This is a genomic window from Erwinia sp. PPS120 (assembly GCF_047918655.1).
GTDB lineage: Bacteria > Pseudomonadota > Gammaproteobacteria > Enterobacterales > Enterobacteriaceae > Erwinia > Erwinia tasmaniensis_A.
Genome location: NZ_JBLREF010000026.1, coordinates 19,010 through 37,580, shown reverse-complemented (window position 1 = coordinate 37,580; position 18,571 = coordinate 19,010). Strand labels below are relative to the sequence as shown.

Sequence of the window (18,571 nt, the reverse complement as noted above, 5' to 3'; positions counted from 1 at the left end):
TCCTGACTCCTGACTCCTGACCGCGTGCGGCGACAAAGGGTACTCCGGCCAAAAAAACATCCTGTCAATACAAACACCTGATCGTCTCATTGCTGATAACTCTTGCCTGATGCCGCTAAAATAAATACTGTATATAAAACCAGTTATATTTAAAGGATCCTCCGTCATGGTTACTCTTTTACCGCTCTTAACACCCGCAGGCTACATCCGGCGAGAGAGCATACAATCTTTCGTTCCAGCCGCGCTTCCTCACTCTTTATGCCCATTCTTGCCGCACGACGGGCTTTATACCGACTCAGGCATGTGCCTGCAGGCTGGCTGGGTTTCCAGATAATGTTGGTCATAAATCCTCCAGAAGATGATTAGCGAGGCATATCGGGCGTACCTGACAGGTAATGTCAGCAACGCTTAAACATCAGGACGAGCTCCTTTTAAAAACAATAGCTATTGTTATTATTAATATCAACGGCTATTATTAAAATAACTTCAGCTATTAAGTCAGGTGTATGATTTGTATAGATAAAATACTTTTTTTGCGGTTTTTTTTCGTTTTTTGATAGCGAAATTATGGAAAGGTTTACTAATCTATTCAAATGTGTCGTTACGCCAAAGTGCCTGTGTAGCTTATAAGTCACACAGGGCAGGTCTTTAGGAGGTTAACTTGATGATATCTGTGTTGCACAGAGTGGCCGGGGGCCGTTATAAGGAAACTATCCTGCAGGGGCAGGATATCAGTACTTACCGCCTTAAATCACGGATGAGAAAGATAGCGACGCCAATCAATTCTGACTCGTCTGATAGCTCGACGGCGGGTAGTCTGGGGTCATCAACGGTTAAAAAACCATTGGAGGGGCCTTCAAGATAACGGTATACGGACACCCGGGAATTGACCCTGGCGATCACCAGATCTCCAGATTCAGGTGGTACGTCAGTGTCCACGATGACAATACTGCCTGCGGTTGCTTCTGAGCAGCCACTGTTTCTGTCAAGAACATAGGCACGCCAGGTTTTCTTCGCCCTCGCACCATTGGGGGTGGAGACGACTTCTGACGTCTTACCTTCCGGCCCCCACACCGCCACCGTTGTACCACTCTTAACTTTATCGGCAGCGCTTAGTCCGTTGGTACCACGCATCTCGCCCTGACCGCTCGCCAGCCACTCAACGTTAATATCCAGTGCACGTGCAATGTCGACCAGTTTGCGGGAGCCCTCCGCCTCGCCTTTGGTCAGTCGCCAGATTGTAGGTTGTGACACGCCCGATGCTTTAGCTAACGCACCCTGTGTAATTCCCATCATGGTCATAGCCATGTTAAGCCGATAGGCAAGTGTATTCGGTTTCATATACCAGAATTTATAGCGATGCGTATTTTTCGTCAAACACGCTTTGCTATTGCGTGTTTTGATACTATATGCTATAAATAATCTTAATTGATACTTAAACGGTTTAAGGCGGCAGTGATTCACTGCCCTCCAATAACCTGCTCTTTGACAATCAGGCCGCCCAGCCTAATCGCTGGCATACCTTAACAGGTCTTTTTTGACCTGCCTGCTCATCTGCGTCTGAAAAATGCAAATCAGATCCATTCTAAATTAGCATTTCCAGGCCAGGAGCACAGGATAATTGTTTGCAAACAGTGCCAAACCCATTGAGCTGGAGGTAACGATGCGAAACATAAAACGGTTACTTGATATGTGGGGAGGCTGGGCGGCCACCGAAAGCAGCGGCGTGAGTTATCCTCATGTTGCCGCTGGCTTCCGGGGACTGCTGACTTCCGTGCCGTCGGGTCGATTACGCTGTGGCGATCGTGATGGTATGATCCTCGACAGCTGTATCAGCCGCCTTAGGACAGATCACTCCGATGAACATACGCTGCTGGTTGCGCACTATCTTTATCGTATTTCACTTCGCTCAATCGCCCGAAGGCGCCGCTGTGCAGATGGCACCATCCGCAAAAATGTCCAGACGGCCGAAGGGTTTGTTGAAGGCGCACTGAGTGCCATGGATGTTGTACTGGATTGTGAAAAAAAATAAATTTTTATGCGTACGCATTTTGCATTCTACAGTTCTAAAAAAGGTCTTCGGCTGGAGAATTGATTCCTGCATAACGTAAGGCCGTCAATCGCCGCCACATTAACCTTAATCAGGTTTCTTCCTCATGCCCAGAAATGAAAAGGGTAGGGGAGTTTATTAAAAAGGTAGTGACCCTGGCTATTAACCAACGCGCCAAATTTTATCGCGCCCTCGTCTTATCATTCTATTCTGCTATTTCGGTACCGTTTTTCTTTATCAGCAAGCTGTCCATATAACAATGCCGCAGCAGCGGTTATTTAGTTTGGGAGATAAAAGATGAGTAAAATAGTGCAAATTCTGGCTTTTGAGGAAGGCTATAAGGAAAAGCCCTATATTGACACGGAAGGTTATCCATCGGTGGCCAGCGGTATAGTTATTGGGCCAAAAAATGCACCGCTGGCGCATTATCAGTTTACCGTTCCACACAGCGTGGGGGATGTCTGGATGCAGAAACTACTGGATGACAAAATAAGCGATATGAATGCAAGGCCCTCACTGGCTGTAGCATTGCGACAGTGTGATCCAGCCCGGGCGGATGTGCTTTATTGCATGGCCTATCAGATGGGGGTGGATGGATTAAGCGCCTTTAAAAACACCCTGGTGTTAATTTCAAACGGAAATTTTGAGGCGGCCGCAGATGGCATGCTGGCCAGCCTGTGGGCCAGGCAAACGCCCGCCCGCGCGAAACGGCTCGCACAGGTGATGCGCAGCGGAGTCTATGACGCATATCAGGGGGTTATATGAAATTTATCGTCTTTTTGATGGCTGTACTCATCGTTGTAGCCCTACTTCACTGGGTGGTGAAACATGGCAAGGTTGAGTTTGTGCTGCATGCCAAACTGCTTTTTAAAACCTGGTCGGTCTGGCTGGCCTCTATCGGATCGGTCGCGGGTGCCTGGGTGCAATCCTTTCCAGACTCGGCGATCAGTGCCTGGAACGGCCTGCCGGAAGACGTGAAGTCCATTCTTCCGCAGCACTATCTGGGTTTTATTGCCTCTTTTATGGTGGCAATGGCGGTGGTATCACAATTTATTCGGCAAAAACCCCTGCTGGTAATGAAAAATGTAATAACAGGAGGTAAATCATGAGCAGTTTCCTCGCGCTGTTTAACAGCGGTAGCCATCTTTTGACCGGGGCAGGCGTGGTTATCGTTGCGCTTATTGTCAGCTGGTTTGGTGGAAAAAAAATTGGCAAGGTGCAGGAAAAAGGGCGGGCTGATGTTGCCGCCGCAAAAGTAGAAGCCGATCGCGTGGCAGTGATCGCGAATAAACAGGCAAAAACAATAGAGGAGGTGAAAGATGTACAGGCAGCTAATAATACTCTCGCTGATGATGATGCTCGTCGCAAGCTGCACGAGTCGTCCATCAACGGTGACAGCTAGTCCACAAATTATTATCGACTCTTCTTGTACCTATTTTTCTCCCTTACGTACCTATGGAAATGACTGGCAGGTCATGGATATTCGGACGGTAAAAGAAATTAACTTGCATAATGATATATGGGCGAAGTTATGCAAAGTTAAAAAGTAAAATAAATGACTGCGGCAGGGAAGTAGTAGCAAATCATAAAGTCTGGCGTAATTGATTATCCCCCTATTCATTCCCTCAATAAACATATCATTTAAGGCGATTCGCAATGGCTTATCGCCCCGGAGGTTATTATGATCGAAGTCAATTCATTTGCCGAACTGCGTACGACTGCGCCAGCTAAATCAGGCGATCTGGCCGTGTTACGCCGCTATACGGATAAAGACTCATCCTATCGCGGCGGCGGTGATTTTGTCGGGTTTACCGGCACCTCACCACAAGCGGATGATTCAGGTACCTATGCCGTCGGCAGTGGCTTTTACTGGAAACGCATTATCAACAACCCGGAGGAAATGAATATCTACCATTTCGGCGGGAAGGGTGATGGCGTAACGGATGACAGCGGGCCGTTTAAGTTGATGATGAACTGGGCGCAAAATTACAACAGCGTAGCGAAAGACCTGGGCGTCCGGTTCCCGTCAGGCAAGTTCCTGATCAACCCCATCGACTATTCTGCAACTACGATGGCTTTTTTCTATGTGACGGGGGATGATAATCCACACGGCGGATTGCCCAGAACGACCATCATTTCCAATAAATCCACGTCGCCCGTTTTCAAAGTTCAGGCCAGGCGCGTCGCGATTGAAGGGATCTCCTGGGATGGGCAGGCGTCAGCGGATACGACCACCAATAAAGTGGCGATTACGGCAGCAATGTGCAGTAACCAGCAGCCGTTCTTTCAAAACACTATTGTGGCCGGTCAGTCAGTCATTATCTCACGCTTTCGCGCGCAGAATAACGGCGGTACGGTGATCAAGCTGCTGGATACGCTGGATACCAAGTTTGACCAGATTTATACCCTTAATACTTACGGAAGGGTATTTGATGTGACCTGGTCAGATACGGCGGCAGGCGCCTGGGACCACTCAACGGCTATCGAACTGACCAATGCTAATTTCCAGACCGGCTACGGCGATGCGACCTTGTATATGCCACGCGTCACCCAGGGTTTGCTTCATAACGTCTGGATTGAGCATACGCGCTTTCCCGGCAACCTCAGCGACGGTAACTGGATTGTGGATGCGCTGAGCATCGAGTCCTGTGACAATGCGCTGAATATGAACAACACCCGTCTGCAGCTCAAGCAGCTTAATCTCCAGTCTGGCGGTAACATTACGACCAATACCGACTCTACCCGCTGGCTGTCAGGCTATGAATACGGCTGGCGTCGCGACGAGCACTTCGGCACGATAATGACCGGTTCGCTGAAGGCAGGCTGGTACAGCGGCTTTAAAGTCACTAACACCACCGCAACCGATAACTGGTACAAGCTGGGTAAAGTTAACCTGCCGAAAGATAACCAGCAGTGGCTTATCGAGATGATCAGTAAAGTGACGAATGATGTGCTGGTTGCAACGGCCACCAGTCCGGTAACCTCGGTATCGTCCGGCTACACATGGCTGAGTATCTCCCGCTGCTCAACGGCGATTTATGCCGATATCCAGCATAAAGGTTCGCCGGCGGTGCTGGATGTTAAGCTTAACCGAATCGGCCTGACCTATGCCGAAATCTGGGTGAAGCTGAAAGCCGCCAGTGGTGACATGGTGTTTAACCTGACCTCAACCGGGCCTACCCGTTTTGAATCAGGGGAGTGTAACCTGTTCGCGCCTGATCTGACGCAGGTCACGGACACCAGTACCATCGGGACTACGTCGCCAAATGCCCGTATGAGCATGCATAACGGTCTGGCGGGCGTCGGGGCTAACGAGAAGGGGGTGCTCACGCTGGCTACCCTCAGCGCAACGGCTCCAACCACCACCACGGCGGCAGGCTATGTCACGATTAACATTAATGGCACGGATCGCAAAATTGCCTATTTCTGAGTCTTTTTCTCTTCAGGCCGCCTGCACTGGCGGCCTTTTTTGCCGGATGGTTTGGTTAAAAAAGTGTTAATGAACTTCTCACTGTCATAAGAGTCAGAATTTATGAACGCTTTTTTAACCAGATAAGGATAAATGCATGAGCGATAATCAGGAACGCAAATCACCGACCGAACATTTACGTGACGTGACCTCGCAGCTGAAAGAGATGCGCCACTATGCACAAACCAATACGGAAACGCTTTCAACCCACTGGCTGGCCTTTGATCAGGGCGAATTTAAGCACCCGGAGTTTGCATCCAGAGTGAACGAACTGCTGACGAAGCAGGGGAAGTTACTTGATGAGCTGGATAGCGCTATCCAGGATATTGAAATCGAAGCTAACCGTATCGATAACGAAGTCTGAAATTGAAAACGACGCTAGCCGCATTGATGACAAAGCCTGATATTCAAATCGAAGCTGGCCCTGTCGAAAAGATCTCTGATGGTGATGGCTTCGTTATCGCGGGCCTGCCTTCATTAATTTCGCAGCCTTAATGGCTTTGGATACGACCCGCCACGGCGGGTTGTATCATTTCAGAGAGGAAACGACGGACTCACGCGATTGCGGCCGCTACTTTTCGCAATATAGAGCTGTTCGTCGGCCGTTCTGATTGACGCCTCCAGGCTGTCAGCGTCGATAATATCCAGCGCACTTACACCAATGCTCACCGTAATATTGAGGGTTTGCCCGTCGTGAATAATGGTATGATGCTCAATACTGCGCCGCAGCCGATCGGCCAGGATACTGGCGCGCGGGGGTGAAACGCCTTCAATCAGTGCCAGAAATTCCTCACCGCCCATGCGGCTGACAATAGCCGTTGGCGGCAGCGACTGACGGATACACTCAACCGTTTTAACCAGCACATGATCTCCGGCCGCATGGCCCCAGGTATCGTTGATACTTTTAAAGCGATCAATGTCGATGATGAACGCTGCACCATAAAAATAGCCCTGCTTATTTTTTCCAGCGGCCAGGGTATTCAACCGTGACGACAGCCCGCTGCGCGTGAGTGCGCCGGTAAGGAAATCGTAGTCAGCCCGTTTAGTCATGCACGCAACCAGCTTTTTCTGCGTGGTGGTGCTGAGCGCAACAATCAGTGGGCTAATGGTCATCGCCGCGACGCCAAGTCGCGCCGAAGCCAGGCTGTCGATAAGGAAAAAGTCGTCTGCACCCTGAATATTCAGTACATGGCCTGCCACCAGGATGATTTCAGCAATACCGGTCACCCCCGTCAGCACACAGGTAAAGAAGACAGGGTAGCTAATAGCGCACCACATCAGCGCGGGCAGGGGAAACATCAGGCTGCCGCCGCCCCCGACATAAATCCCCGCGACGGTAGTGATAACCAGGGACAATAGCGGCAACAGAGTACTTTGCTTTATCTCACTTAGCAGGGTGCCAGGCTCCCCGCGACGGGGCAGGGTAATGGCCAGCGGCAACAGCAAAATTGAGGTTGATACCTGTTCACAAAACCAGGAAATCCAGCCTTTAAGCAGGTCATCATGAAAATAGTGTTGGCTGGCTAACGACCCCACTGCCGCACAGACGCCCGCCCCAAACACCGACGCGGGAAATACCCTCATCAACGCCTGCAGCCGTCGTGGCCGGGGATGCTGCAGGGAATCTGCAAGCAGCACCGCCTTACCCACAGTGATAAAGGCAAGGTTGGCCATATTTAAAGTTAGCGACATGATAAAAGGCGTACCGGAAAATAGATCGGCCAGTACCATGCCACTATAAATAGCGGGTAAGCTTAGCGACGTTTCAATCTTTGGAAAACGTACCATTATGCCCAAAAGAAGGGCATTACACGGCCAGAATAGAGAAAGCGCCTGGACGGTGCGGCAATTTATACCCAGCGAGGCTAAACAGAAGGAGAAAAAAAATAAGAATATGGCTGAATCGAGTTTATATTTAATTATTGGCATTGTTCTGACTCAAAGTTCTTACAGGCTCTGGCACTGCGGATGTCGCTATATGACAAGGTTACAGAGCCTGTGTACAGACCTCACAACAGGCTTAACGCCGCAATTTTAACGGTAAAACTCTGCCCGGCTAACATACGCGACCCCGTTCTTTAACGCAATAACACTGGACCTTTTGCATTGATTATACTTATAGGGATGAATATGCTGGTGGGGTTTTTATTCCGTCCCCGTGCGATTATTAATTGCCCTAAAAAGTTTATTATCTTCAGGTCACTGGCTGTAAGCATATATAGCGCAAACAGTTGCCGTTATCGAACGATAATCTGCTGTAACATCTGCTTTGAGAGCATTCTTAGCAGGTATTCATGCAGCAAAAAACCTTTTACGGGGTAAATTAAAAAAAGGATGGCACTTTTAAGGAGAGATAGCACATAAAAAAGTTGAAGGGGCCGCGGAAGCGGGCCCCGTGCGATTATAGTTCGTTCTTAATACAAAATTCTTCCCAGCTCATCCCTAGCGCTTCAGCATGCTGGCGCAGATAGGTTTCGATAGCGGCAGCCGCCACCTCTTTGTCTGGCTCTGCCAGCTGAATGGCAAAGAGCATACCATCGAGTTTTTTCTCGCGGGTAAAGGCGGCCCAGGCACGGTCAGTTTGCATTGACTGCAGCTGTTCGAGCGACATGCCGAGCGCCTGCGCATCCTCTTCTTTGAGGTTGTCGATTCCCTGCTGTATTTCGGGGTAGGCCGCAAGGAACAGGCTCCTTGCGATGGTGTAATACTCTTCAATTGTTTTCATCATTTGTCCTGCGCGTAATAATGCGCGTCAGTTTACACCGGGGCGTGGTTTGGTGAAACGCCAGTGAGGACAGATGTTGCAGCCGAAGGCTTAAATGGATGCCCGAAGCGGATATTGTTACGGCTACAGAGGGCAACTGCATGAAGCTGCTTGCGGTGGTTAATCAGAAATTATAACGTAGCGCCTGGTCGAGGAGTCAGGAACTGAAAATGAAAAAGTGGATTGTAATGACCGCAGCAGCCGTCGCGCTGTCAGGCTGCGCACAGATACCTAATTACCATAATGTGGTTAAAACGCCTCCGCCTGCCGATCTGGTGGGGAACTGGCAGACGATGGAGCCACAAAAAGGGCTGGTCAGTAAAGAGGCGGTGGCAAGCCTGATCGTGACCGCCTCGGGCGATACGCTTGACTGCCGTCAGTGGCAGCGTGTTATTGCCAAACCGGGGAAGGTGACTCGCCTCGATGATCGTTGGGTTAACGTGAATAATGAAGCCCGCGTGATGCCGCTGGAGCCGGAAGGGATGACGCTCCATTATGACAAGCTGGTACTGCAAAAAGTGCAGCAGCCGACGGCAGAGTGTCAGAATGCGCTGGCACACGTGAATGATGCCCCACCGCCGAAGCCGAAAGCGACTGTTTCCAGCAGCAGTAAGGCGCACCATAAGCCTATGCTGAGAAATCAGAAGTCCTGACGGGCGGGTGAGGGTCATTCCGGCGGACAATCCCTGCATTCCCCGGAACTGCGTATATTCGCCGCCCGCATAATGCAAAAGGCGCAGACGGGTTGGGTCCGGTGACAGGCATTACGACACCCTGCCTGTTGGCAGGCCGGTCATGCAGGTGTAATACCTGCGATGCCGGTGGATAATCCCAGCATTTGCCGGGCGTCCTCACGCCACGCTCCGCGTGGTGCCTTTGGCTCCGGCTCCAGGCCGGACGGCCTGGTCGCGAGCGGGCGTCCCTGCCCGCCGCTCCCTGAGAGCAGCATTCCTGCTGCCCTCGCCTGGCCTTCCGTCTTCGCCGCAGCGCTGCGGGTTGCCCGTCAACCGCTGGGATTGTCCACCTCTCAGGCTTTTGAGTGGCTTTTACCCGCAGTCAGCACAATGCAAAAGGAGCAGACGGGCCCCACCCGTAGGCGATACCCCGAACTCCGCAGCACCGGACCCCACTTCGGAACTTACTCCTGAATCACCCAGACGCTCAGACTACCCGCATTACAGCGGAAAACTGCGCTTCCCCCCTCATCCGCGGTGACCCCCTCCTCGCGGTGCCCCAGAAAATCGTACCAGTGCGTGCCCGCAAAGCCCTCACCCAGTGACAGCGTCTTCTCCCCCTCATCACCGTTGGACATCACCACCACGCAGCCGGGATGATCCTCCGTACCGCTGCGGGCAAAGGCCACGCAGTTAGGATGATCGAACCACTCGGTCTGCACACCGTGCGCGTAAAGCTGACGGGCACGAATCAGCGCTTCTAACTCCGGGATAACTGGCATCTCAATCTTGTAAATCTCACCGTCGGACCCTTCATCTTCATACTGCGCACCAAAAAGGTCGGGATAGAAAACGGCAGGTACGCCTTCCTCGCGCAGCAAAATCAGCGCATAGGCGAGCGGTTTAAACCAGGGCTCAACGGGGGCTTCCAGCGACTGAAGCGGCTGGGTATCATGGTTAGCAACGAGAGTCACCGCGTGCCACGGGTCATGCGCGACCAGCGTGTCGCTGAAAATCTGGCTGAGATCGAAACCAGCACCCTCGCGCGAGGCGTTGTGAAACTTCATCTGCAGCGGGGCGTCGAACAGCATGGTCTTGCCTTCGACCTGGTGAATATAGTGCTGAAGCTTATCCACCTCATGCGACCAGTACTCGGCAACGATAAACATCGGCCGATCCGCCACTGCCTGAATATGGTCGATCCACTCCCTGTAAAACCAGGCGGGAATATGTTTTACCGCGTCGAGGCGAAACCCGCTGCACGGCAGTGTTTCCATCATCCAGCGCGCCCAGTATTTTAACTCCTCGGTCACCGCCCGGTTGCGGAAATCGATATTCGCACCCATCAGATAATCAAAATTACCCAGCTCATCATCAACCTGGCTGTTCCAGCCTTCACCGGTATAGTCGTTAACGATTTTAAACACGCCGTTCTCATCGGGGTTTTCAATGTGGTCGACGCCGTTAAAGCACTTATAATCCCAGACAAACTTTGAATATTGCCCCGCGCGCGGCGGGAAGGTGAAACGCGTCCAGGCTTCGGCCTCAATGACCTCACTGTCGATTTCATCCCGGTTATCCGGATTTACCCGGTTAACCTGTACCTGCTCCTTTTCATCCGCGCCCATCTTATGGTTCAGCACGACGTCCATAATCACGCCGATCTGATGGTCACGAAGCGCGGTGACCGCTGCAATAAGCTGATCTTTATCGCCATATTTGGTGGCGCGGGAACCCTTTTGCTCAAACTCACCCAGGTCAAACAGATCGTAGGTGTCATAGCCTACCGAAAAGCCACCGGACTCGCCTTTTGACGCGGGGGGTAGCCAGACGTCGGTAATGCCAACTTCCGCCAGCCATGGCGCCCGGTCGGCGGCCTCTGGCCAGAGCTTACTGCCTGTGGGGTAATACCAGTGAAAGAATTGCAACAGCGTGGGATTGCGCATGTCCTTGCTCCAGTTTCAACAGCGATGAGTCTGAAGTATGGAGCAGGTGGCGAAAAAAGCGCGGGTCACGGCGTAATATTCTGGTGCACGCTGACCCGCTGGCGAGTGTTGGGGAAAGTCATAGGCAATTATTATTTCAGGTGGATTGATGCGGGAAAAGCACGACTCCAGACAGTTTTCCGTACGCTGAATTAACCGACTTCTGACGGGTGTTTTGCCCAATCAGATCGGCGAGTTCGCCCATCCGATGCTGAAGCATACGTTTCACTTCGGCTTCGTTGTCCAGAATATGACGCAATACGGGACGCAGCTGATCCAGGGTCTGCGCAGGGATAGTGACATCACGGGTCGTTTCCGCCAGCTTTTCAACGGTGCTGACGTAATTGACCTCCGTATCGATCAGCTCATCCCATTTACCTTCTGAAGCCAGACGCAGCATAGACTGGCTGATCACTAACAGTTGCTGATAAATTCCGAACATGTGCGGGGCGATATTCATTTAGACAGCGTCCTGAACCAGAGCAGGTGAACCTGAAACTTCTTTCCAGGCGTCGGCGATATTGCGCAGCAGCGCTTCAACTTCTTCAATCACACTCACATCATTATCAAGATTCGCCCGCAGCAGGCGGTGTACCATATAACGATACAGGCCAATCAGATTCTGCGTCAGCTCGTCCGTACTGCTTTCATCCAGCCCTACCTTCAAGCCGTTATCAATGATGTTAATGGCTTTAGACAGGGACTCTCCCTTTTTAACAATGTTGCCATCCTGCAAAAATAGCCGTGCGCGAACCAGGGCGCTCAGCGCCCCGTCGAACAGCAGGGTGATCAGCTGGTCTGAGCTGGCGCTCATGACCGCGCTTTCCACACCAATTTTTGCATAGGCTTTGGTACCGCTTGCGCTATACATTACGACTCCTTACGTCTTAAGAACTGCTTGAAGAACTGCTGGTAGTGAACTGAGAAGTCAGGTATGAGCTGGTGCTGTTTAGCTTGCTCATCATTACGTCCAGCGCGGTAAACTGTGTTTTATAGCGCGCAATCGTATTATCAATGCGGGTGCTTTCAGCATTGTACTGAGTGGTCAGATTGTTCAGCGTTTTACTCACGCCATCCGTTGCCGCCTGTAAAATACCGGTGCTGGATAACCAGCTGGTGATATTGGTAGCAATAGTGGTCGTGATGCCGGTGGTTTTACCATCGCCGACGATCATCTGCTTTACACCATCCGGGTCTTTCGTCAGCGCGGCGGTCAGTGCGGTGCTGTCCAGCTTCAGATCGCCGCTGGTCGGGTCGGTCGTCACGCCAATCTGTGCCAGCGTTTTATAGGTTGATGAGCTGGCGGCGTTCGTCAGCATGCTTTTCAACTGCGACTGGATGGTGCGCAGGGTGCTATCGCCCAGCAGGGCGCCATTACTGCTGTCCTGAGAGGCAGACTGCGTCGTGACGGCGGTATATTTAGTCAGGCTGGCAAAGCTATCCTGCAGGCTGTTATAGGCGTTAACCCAGTCGCTGACAGCGCTGGAGGCGCTGGTGGTATCCTGAGTCACCGTCAGCGTCTGATTACCGCTGGTGGTATCGGTCAGGTTGAGGGTAATGCCTTCCAGTGCATCGCTGATGCTGTTGCTGCTGTTTTCAATCGCAACGTTGTTCACCGTCAGCTTGGCATTTTGTGCCGCCACGCTCTGGGTCATATTGCTGCTGGAGGTGCCGTCGTAGTTGAGGATCCCCTGTAGCGTACTGTCGCCGCTGACGCTTATCGTCGCAGCATTATCGGTGCCGGTATCGTTCGACGTCATCGACAGGCGATAGCTGCCATCGCCCACTTTGATAATACTGGCGGTAACGCCCGCATCCGCTTTATTAATGGCATCGCGAATGCCGGTCAGCGAGGAGTTCGCTGCGCTGACGCTGACCGCGACGGCTTTATTGCCGTTCGCCTGCTGGATGGTAATGGTGCTGTCCGAGGTACCCAGCGCGGTGGTGTTGCTGCTCTGCACCGCCGAGGTCAGCGTCTGCGCCGTCGCCAGCTGAGATACGCTGACGGTATATTTACCGGCGACCGCACCCGTGGTGGTGGTGGCGCTGAATGCGCTGGAGGTGCTGGTCGCCTTAGTAGAGGCAAACAGGGCGGCGCTGTTCAGTGCGGTATTCGCGGTCTGAAAAGAGGTCAGTGAACTCTTTAGCGTACCGTAGGCGCTCAGCTTTGCCGTATAGGATGACTGCTGCGTTGAAATAGGCGTCAGTGAGGCCTTCTCAGCAGTTTGAAGATTATCCAGAATGGTGCTCAAATCAAGGCCGGAACCGATACCCAGTGTAGAGATGGTAGCCATAATAAATCCTTTATGTCGTCAACACGGAGAGTGAATAGCGTAGTTATCGGCCAGCTATGGGTAAAGTTTACGACTATTTGCATCGGGTTAATAAAGCGAATAGCGCTAATAGAGAAGGGTATTTCGGAGAGTAGACCGGCCGGGAAAAATAATTCGCCCGGGGTAAAAAAAATTCTAAAGGTTAGGGGAGGGCAGACGATAACAACCTTGACGGCGATGAAGCCGGGGGGCAAACAGCCCAACCAACTTAACCCGAAATGATTTAACAGGAAACTTTATCATGGCACAAGTAATCAATACTAACAGCCTCTCGCTGATCACCCAGAACAACATCAACAAGAACCAGTCTGCTCTGTCTACTTCCATCGAGCGTCTGTCTTCTGGTCTGCGTATCAACAGCGCGAAAGATGACGCCGCTGGCCAGGCAATTGCTAACCGTTTTACCTCTAACATTAACGGCCTGACTCAGGCATCACGTAATGCTAACGACGGTATCTCTGCCGCACAGACCACTGAAGGCGCACTGTCAGAAATAAACAACAACTTACAGCGCGTTCGTGAACTGACCGTACAGTCTCAGAACGGCACCAACTCCGATTCCGACCTGTCTTCAATCCAGGACGAAATCAAATCACGTCTGGACGAAATCGACCGCGTATCCGGTCAGACTTCATTCAACGGCGTGAACGTACTGGCGAAAGACGGTACCATGAAAATTCAGGTTGGTTCAAACGATGGCGAAACCATCTCTATTGACCTGCAGAAAATCGACTCCTCTACTCTGGGCCTGAAAGGCTTCGCAGTAGACAAAAATGCCCTGAGCCTGAGCGACGATGTAACTACCGTTGGCGACGCGTCTACCGGTGCGGTTTCTACCGTTGACCTGAGTGCAGTAGCCTCTGGCCTGGGCGTTGCAGCAAGCGGCCTGTCTCTGCACAGCGTGCTGGATGCGTCTGGTAAAGCGACCAACAACTACGTGGTGTCTTCCGGTAGCGACAACTACTCTGTTTCTGTAGGTACTGGCGGCGCGGTTAAACTGAACACCACCACCGTTAACTATACCGACTCCACCAACGGCGTGACCGGCGGCGTGATGACCGGTCAGGCAATCAAAGTTGGCGCAGACGCCAGCGGCAATGCGGTTGGCTTCGTTAGCGTGCAGGGCAAAAACTACAGCGTGGCAGCGGCTGATATCGTCAACGGCGGCGACACGGCTACTACTGCCACCACCAGCGACGTGGGCGACATCTCTTCAAGCGCTAACACCAACGTTTACTCTGGTTCTGCGACTAAAGATCCTCTGGCACTGCTGGACAAAGCTATCGCGTCAGTGGATAAATTCCGTTCAAGCCTGGGTGCGGTACAGAACCGTCTGGATTCTGCCATCACCAACCTGAACAACACCACCACTAACCTGTCAGAAGCACAGTCTCGTATTCAGGATGCTGACTACGCAACAGAAGTTTCTAACATGTCTAAAGCGCAGATCATCCAGCAGGCAGGTAACTCTGTGTTGGCAAAAGCTAACCAGGTTCCACAGCAGGTTCTGTCTCTGCTGCAGGGCTAATCGCTCTACAAAAATGTCTGATAAGGCCCCGCGACTGCGGGGCTTTTTTTTGCCTGAAAAAAGGCGGGGTTGATATCCGGGAATAGCCCCACTTTGCCTGCCTTCTTGAGCGATTGATTTCTCATCAGCTGACTATGATGGGACAAATCATTTTCCCCCGCGCCCCGAGTGATCCGGGCAGCCGGGGATCCCGGGAGAATCGCCACTCATGACCCAGCCTTTAGTCAGTATTATACTCAGTGCCCAGATCCCTACCTGGTTTGAAGAGGCGCTCATAAGCGCCCTTGGACAGGACTATCCGCACTGTGAAATTTTGATTGCCGACAGCAGCGGAGATAAATTTATTCCCGCGCTGTTGCAGCCCTGGCTCGAACAGCCGGCTCATCCGATTCGCCACCTGATTTACGACAAAAACCACCCTGGCATTTACGAGGCGGCCATAAAGGAAGCAAAGGGCGACTACCTGAAGTTTCTCACCGATGCCGAACTGCTGGCAACCGACTGCGTGAGCACGCTGGTGTCGGCGATGGAGCAGTTTCCTGACTGTCAGGTGGCGGCCTCTAAGCGCAGGCGTATTGGGCCAGAGTATGAAGAACTCCCCGACCTGATTGCCACCGCGGCGTTTCTCAGCGAGAACAGCCTGCTTAACGGCCAGGATTTTTTACGCTACCAGACCACCCTGCACTTTAGCCTGATTGGCGAGCTGACCGCCGCGCTGGTGCGCCGTGAGGATATTCTGGCGATGATGCCGGATGATACGCCGCTGTTTCAGGTGGGGGAGGAAAAACTCGAGCACGTCGAAGGACTGCTGATTTTTTGCCGCCTGCTGGTGAAGGGAACGCTGGCCTACTTCCCGGCCCCGCTCTGCTCCATTCGCGTCTCAGACATCTATTCGCAGCCGCAGCAGCATGAAGGCTGGCCGATCGTGCAAAAAAACCGCGAAATCGTGTTTGATACCCTGCGCTTTGAGCCATGGTATGTTGCCGACACCGGCGCGATCAATATGGTACGGGTGGCGCCGATGTCACAGCCTGACGCCTTTACCCGCATCAATCTCAGCGGCCTGCAATACCAAAACCTCAATCTGAATGCGTTAGGCGGCTGGCTCAGCGAGCGCAGGCTTAAGCCTTTCCAGCAGGCGCTTCTCACCGCTCGTGCGGTGGCACATCCTGAACCTGTCCGCGTGGCGGTGGTGATCACCGTTACTGACGAAAATCGTCAGCACTTGCCGCAGACGCTGAACTCACTGGCGCATCAGAACAGCGCGATTCTTCAGCTTATGCCGATTGTGGTGGGGGGCACGGATGACGATATCGCCGGGGTACTCAGCTACCCCGCGACGGCAGAGACCCGGCTGGCCACCATTAATGCTCTGATAGCAGAACATCAGTGCGGCTGGTTTCTCTTTGTTGACGCGGGGAGTGAATTTCACTCTTCAGGCCTGATAGCTCTCTCCACCAGCCTGCCGGAGGTGGACAGCGTGCTGGCGCTCTACGCCGACGAATTCTTCTATATCGCCGATATGCCAACCGGTATGGCGTTTCGCCCGGACTTCTCGCTGGATCTGCTGCTCAGTTCGCCGAAGATTATGGCGCAGCACTGGCTGTTCCGGCGCGAACTGCTGGAGGCGGCGGAAGGGTTTGATCTCAGCTATCCGGCCTCCGCAGAATTCGATCTGATTATCAAACTGATCGAGTCGCAGGGCCTGAACGTGGTGGGGCATCTCGCCGAACCGCTGTTAACCGCACGGCTAAAAAATCGCGTCATTACCGAAGATGCGGCCATTGTTGCGCGCCATCTGCGCAATCGTGGCTATCCTGACGCGCAGATCGCGCTGGACAGCTACTACAACTATCGGCTGCGCTATCAGCATGGCACGCAGCCGAAGGTATCCATCGTTATTCTGGCCAGCTGGCACCTGCCGTCCCTGATTAGCTGCGTCACTACGCTGCTGGAAAAAACCCGCTATCTGAATTATGAAGTGCTGATCGTGGCAGACAACCAGAGCAGCCCGGAGCGCGATGTATGGCTGACGCGCATCGGTGAGGTGGATCCACACCGGATACGGGTGGTGAACTATGCCAACCGTTATCATCGCGCCGCGATGGTGAATCTGGCGGCGCAGCGCGCGCAGGGGGAATACCTGCTGTTGATGCACAGCGAGCTGGCGGTCACCGATGGCGAATGGCTGGATAATTTGCTTAACCACGGGCAGCGCCCGGAAGTGGCGGTGGTGGGCGGTAAACAGCTGACTTCGCAGAACAAAATCCGCCACGCTGGCTATATTCTTGGCGTCAATGGCGCGGCGGGCGAGGCCTTTCGCGGTCAGGATGATACCCAGCCCAGCTACCTTGGGCGTCTGCATCTCGACCAAAACTACAGTGCGGTGTCCGGCGACTTTATGCTGGTGCGCAAAGAGGTCTTTATCGCGCTCGGCGGCTTTGACGACACGCATCTGCTGTATGATGACGTCGATTTCTGCCTGCGGGCGCGCAGCCAGGGCTATATGACCGTCTGGACGCCTTACGCGCGTATCCTGCGTCCTGCTGCCCGTCAGAACCCGTTCCCGGGCGAAACGGTGCATACCTCAGGCAAACTGAAACAGCAGGAAGAGGACAAACTCTTCAGCGGCTGGATGCCGATCATCGCCAACGATCCGGCCTTTAACGCCAACCTGTCGCTGAAAAGCCGCCATTTTGATGTTAACAGCGACAGTTCGCTTAGCTGGAACCCGGTTCAGCGGGAAAAGCTGCCGGTATTTATGGCGCATAATGCCGACTTGTCCGGCTGTGGCTATTACCGCATCACCACGCCGTTTGAAGCGATGCAAAGCGAGGGCTATGCCGAGGGTAAAGCCAGTTATACCCTGCTGAGCATCAGTGAAATGGGCAGGATCAAGCCGGACAGTCTTATCATTCAACGCCGCTATGCGCCTGCTTTCCACCAGTGGATCGCGCGTACCAGCAAGCTGTCGGATGTCTTTAAGGTGTTCGAGCTGGATGATTACATTCTTAACGTGCCGATGAAGCATTATCAGCGCAGCCACTTTAAGCAGGAAATCGCCGCGCAGCTGCGTAAAAGCCTCACCTACTTTGACCGCTTTATCGTTTCCACACCGCCGCTTGCCGAGGCGCTGAGCGATATGCACAGCGATATTCAGGTGGTGTTAAACCGCCTGCCGGTTAACCGCTGGGGTGGGCTGCAGAGCCTGCGTCAGCAGGGGCGCAAGCCGCGTATCGGCTGGGCGGGTGGGGCGAGCCATACCGGCGATCTGGAGATGATCGTTGACGTGGTGAAAGAGTTTGCCGGTGAGGTGGAGTGGGTGTTCTTCGGTATGTGCCCGCCGAAGCTGCGTCCCTGGATTTATGAGTTCCATCACGGGGTCGACCTTAGCCTCTATCCGGCGAAGCTGGCCTCGTTAAATCTGGATCTGGCGCTGGCGCCGGTGGAAGATAACCTGTTTAACAGCTGTAAAAGCAACCTTCGCCTGTTGGAATATGGTGCCTGCGGCATTCCGGTGATTTGCAGCGACGTAGAGTGCTATCGCGGGCATAACCTCCCGGTTACCCGCGTACGTAACCGCTTTCTTGACTGGCGGGATGCGATTCGGATGCATCTGGACGATGAACAGGCCAGCGCGCGGATGGGTGAGCAGCTGCAAACCCTCGTCCGGCGTGACTGGATGCTGACCGGTGACAACGTCAGGCTCTGGTCCCAGGCCTGGCAGGGAAACTGATAGCGTCAGAGGGGCGGCACTGGCCGCCCTTT

17 protein-coding genes are annotated in these 18,571 nt (G+C 53.0%); 9 read left to right on the top strand and 8 right to left on the bottom strand.

Annotated elements, in window-relative coordinates:
- Positions 1-170: 170 nt before the first annotated feature.
- Together ACLRGG_RS14050 and ACLRGG_RS14045 are read right to left on the bottom strand one after the other, a co-directional pair.
- A complete protein-coding gene (locus ACLRGG_RS14050) occupies positions 171-344 on the bottom strand; it encodes a hypothetical protein (protein ID WP_416250357.1) in 174 nt (57 codons plus the stop codon).
- Between the two features lie 394 nt (positions 345-738).
- On the bottom strand, positions 739-1,293 hold the full coding sequence (locus ACLRGG_RS14045; protein ID WP_416250389.1) for a helix-turn-helix domain-containing protein: 555 nt from the start codon (positions 1,291-1,293) through the stop codon (positions 739-741).
- A gap of 370 nt (positions 1,294-1,663) precedes the next feature.
- Here ACLRGG_RS14045 and ACLRGG_RS14040 point away from each other — a divergent pair, with 370 nt between their 5' ends.
- The 6 genes from ACLRGG_RS14040 (at position 1,664) to ACLRGG_RS14015 (ending at position 5,883) form a co-directional block, all read left to right on the top strand.
- Positions 1,664-2,032 carry an antiterminator Q family protein gene (locus tag ACLRGG_RS14040; RefSeq protein WP_416250356.1) on the top strand — a complete coding sequence of 123 codons (369 nt, stop codon included), beginning with the start codon at positions 1,664-1,666 and terminating at the stop codon, positions 2,030-2,032.
- A 315-nt stretch (positions 2,033-2,347) separates the two neighbouring features.
- A complete protein-coding gene (locus ACLRGG_RS14035) occupies positions 2,348-2,815 on the top strand; it encodes a lysozyme family protein (protein ID WP_416250355.1) in 468 nt (155 codons plus the stop codon).
- A complete protein-coding gene (locus ACLRGG_RS14030) occupies positions 2,812-3,159 on the top strand; it encodes a DUF7940 domain-containing protein (protein WP_416250354.1) in 348 nt (115 codons plus the stop codon). The genes ACLRGG_RS14035 and ACLRGG_RS14030 overlap by 4 nt, the downstream gene beginning before the upstream one ends.
- Complete coding sequence (locus ACLRGG_RS14025) at positions 3,156-3,452, top strand: hypothetical protein (RefSeq protein WP_416250353.1); 297 nt, start codon at positions 3,156-3,158, stop codon at positions 3,450-3,452. Before ACLRGG_RS14030 ends, ACLRGG_RS14025 begins: the two co-directional genes overlap by 4 nt.
- Before the next feature lie 279 nt (positions 3,453-3,731).
- A complete protein-coding gene (locus ACLRGG_RS14020) occupies positions 3,732-5,480 on the top strand; it encodes a putative phage tail protein (RefSeq protein ID WP_416250352.1) in 1,749 nt (582 codons plus the stop codon).
- A gap of 136 nt (positions 5,481-5,616) precedes the next feature.
- Positions 5,617-5,883 (top strand): hypothetical protein, encoded by a 267-nt coding sequence (locus ACLRGG_RS14015; protein WP_416250351.1) that lies wholly within the window; start codon positions 5,617-5,619, stop codon positions 5,881-5,883.
- Positions 5,884-6,053: 170 nt separating this feature from the next.
- Here the strand turns inward: ACLRGG_RS14015 and ACLRGG_RS14010 are convergent, their stop codons facing one another.
- On the bottom strand, positions 6,054-7,211 hold the full coding sequence (locus ACLRGG_RS14010; protein ID WP_416250350.1) for a GGDEF domain-containing protein: 1,158 nt from the start codon (positions 7,209-7,211) through the stop codon (positions 6,054-6,056).
- 709 nt (positions 7,212-7,920) lie between these two features.
- On the bottom strand, positions 7,921-8,244 hold the full coding sequence (locus ACLRGG_RS14005; RefSeq protein WP_416250388.1) for a DUF6388 family protein: 324 nt from the start codon (positions 8,242-8,244) through the stop codon (positions 7,921-7,923).
- Between the two features lie 209 nt (positions 8,245-8,453).
- Between ACLRGG_RS14005 and yedD the strand changes: the two genes are divergently transcribed.
- The gene (yedD, locus tag ACLRGG_RS14000; protein WP_416250349.1) at positions 8,454-8,936 is read left to right on the top strand and encodes a lipoprotein YedD; all 483 of its coding nucleotides are present in this window, start codon (positions 8,454-8,456) and stop codon (positions 8,934-8,936) included.
- 485 nt (positions 8,937-9,421) lie between these two features.
- On the opposite strand, the gene amyA is transcribed toward yedD, so the two are convergent.
- From amyA to fliD, 4 genes are all read right to left on the bottom strand, one after another.
- The gene (gene amyA / locus ACLRGG_RS13995) at positions 9,422-10,903 is read right to left on the bottom strand and encodes an alpha-amylase (protein ID WP_416250348.1); all 1,482 of its coding nucleotides are present in this window, start codon (positions 10,901-10,903) and stop codon (positions 9,422-9,424) included.
- A 136-nt stretch (positions 10,904-11,039) separates the two neighbouring features.
- The gene (gene fliT, locus ACLRGG_RS13990) at positions 11,040-11,402 is read right to left on the bottom strand and encodes a flagella biosynthesis regulatory protein FliT (RefSeq protein ID WP_416250347.1); all 363 of its coding nucleotides are present in this window, start codon (positions 11,400-11,402) and stop codon (positions 11,040-11,042) included.
- Positions 11,403-11,813 carry a flagellar export chaperone FliS gene (gene fliS / locus ACLRGG_RS13985; protein ID WP_345827909.1) on the bottom strand — a complete coding sequence of 137 codons (411 nt, stop codon included), beginning with the start codon at positions 11,811-11,813 and terminating at the stop codon, positions 11,403-11,405. It abuts the gene before it with no gap.
- Between the two features lie 16 nt (positions 11,814-11,829).
- Entirely contained in the window at positions 11,830-13,236 is a 1,407-nt protein-coding gene (gene fliD, locus ACLRGG_RS13980) for a flagellar filament capping protein FliD (protein ID WP_416250346.1), read from the bottom strand.
- Positions 13,237-13,516: 280 nt separating this feature from the next.
- Here fliD and ACLRGG_RS13975 point away from each other — a divergent pair, with 280 nt between their 5' ends.
- Entirely contained in the window at positions 13,517-14,803 is a 1,287-nt protein-coding gene (locus tag ACLRGG_RS13975; RefSeq protein WP_416250345.1) for a FliC/FljB family flagellin, read from the top strand.
- Between the two features lie 208 nt (positions 14,804-15,011).
- Positions 15,012-18,539, top strand: coding sequence for a glycosyltransferase (locus ACLRGG_RS13970; RefSeq protein WP_416250344.1), 3,528 nt, complete (start codon positions 15,012-15,014; stop codon positions 18,537-18,539).
- The last annotated feature ends 32 nt before the right edge of the window (positions 18,540-18,571 follow it).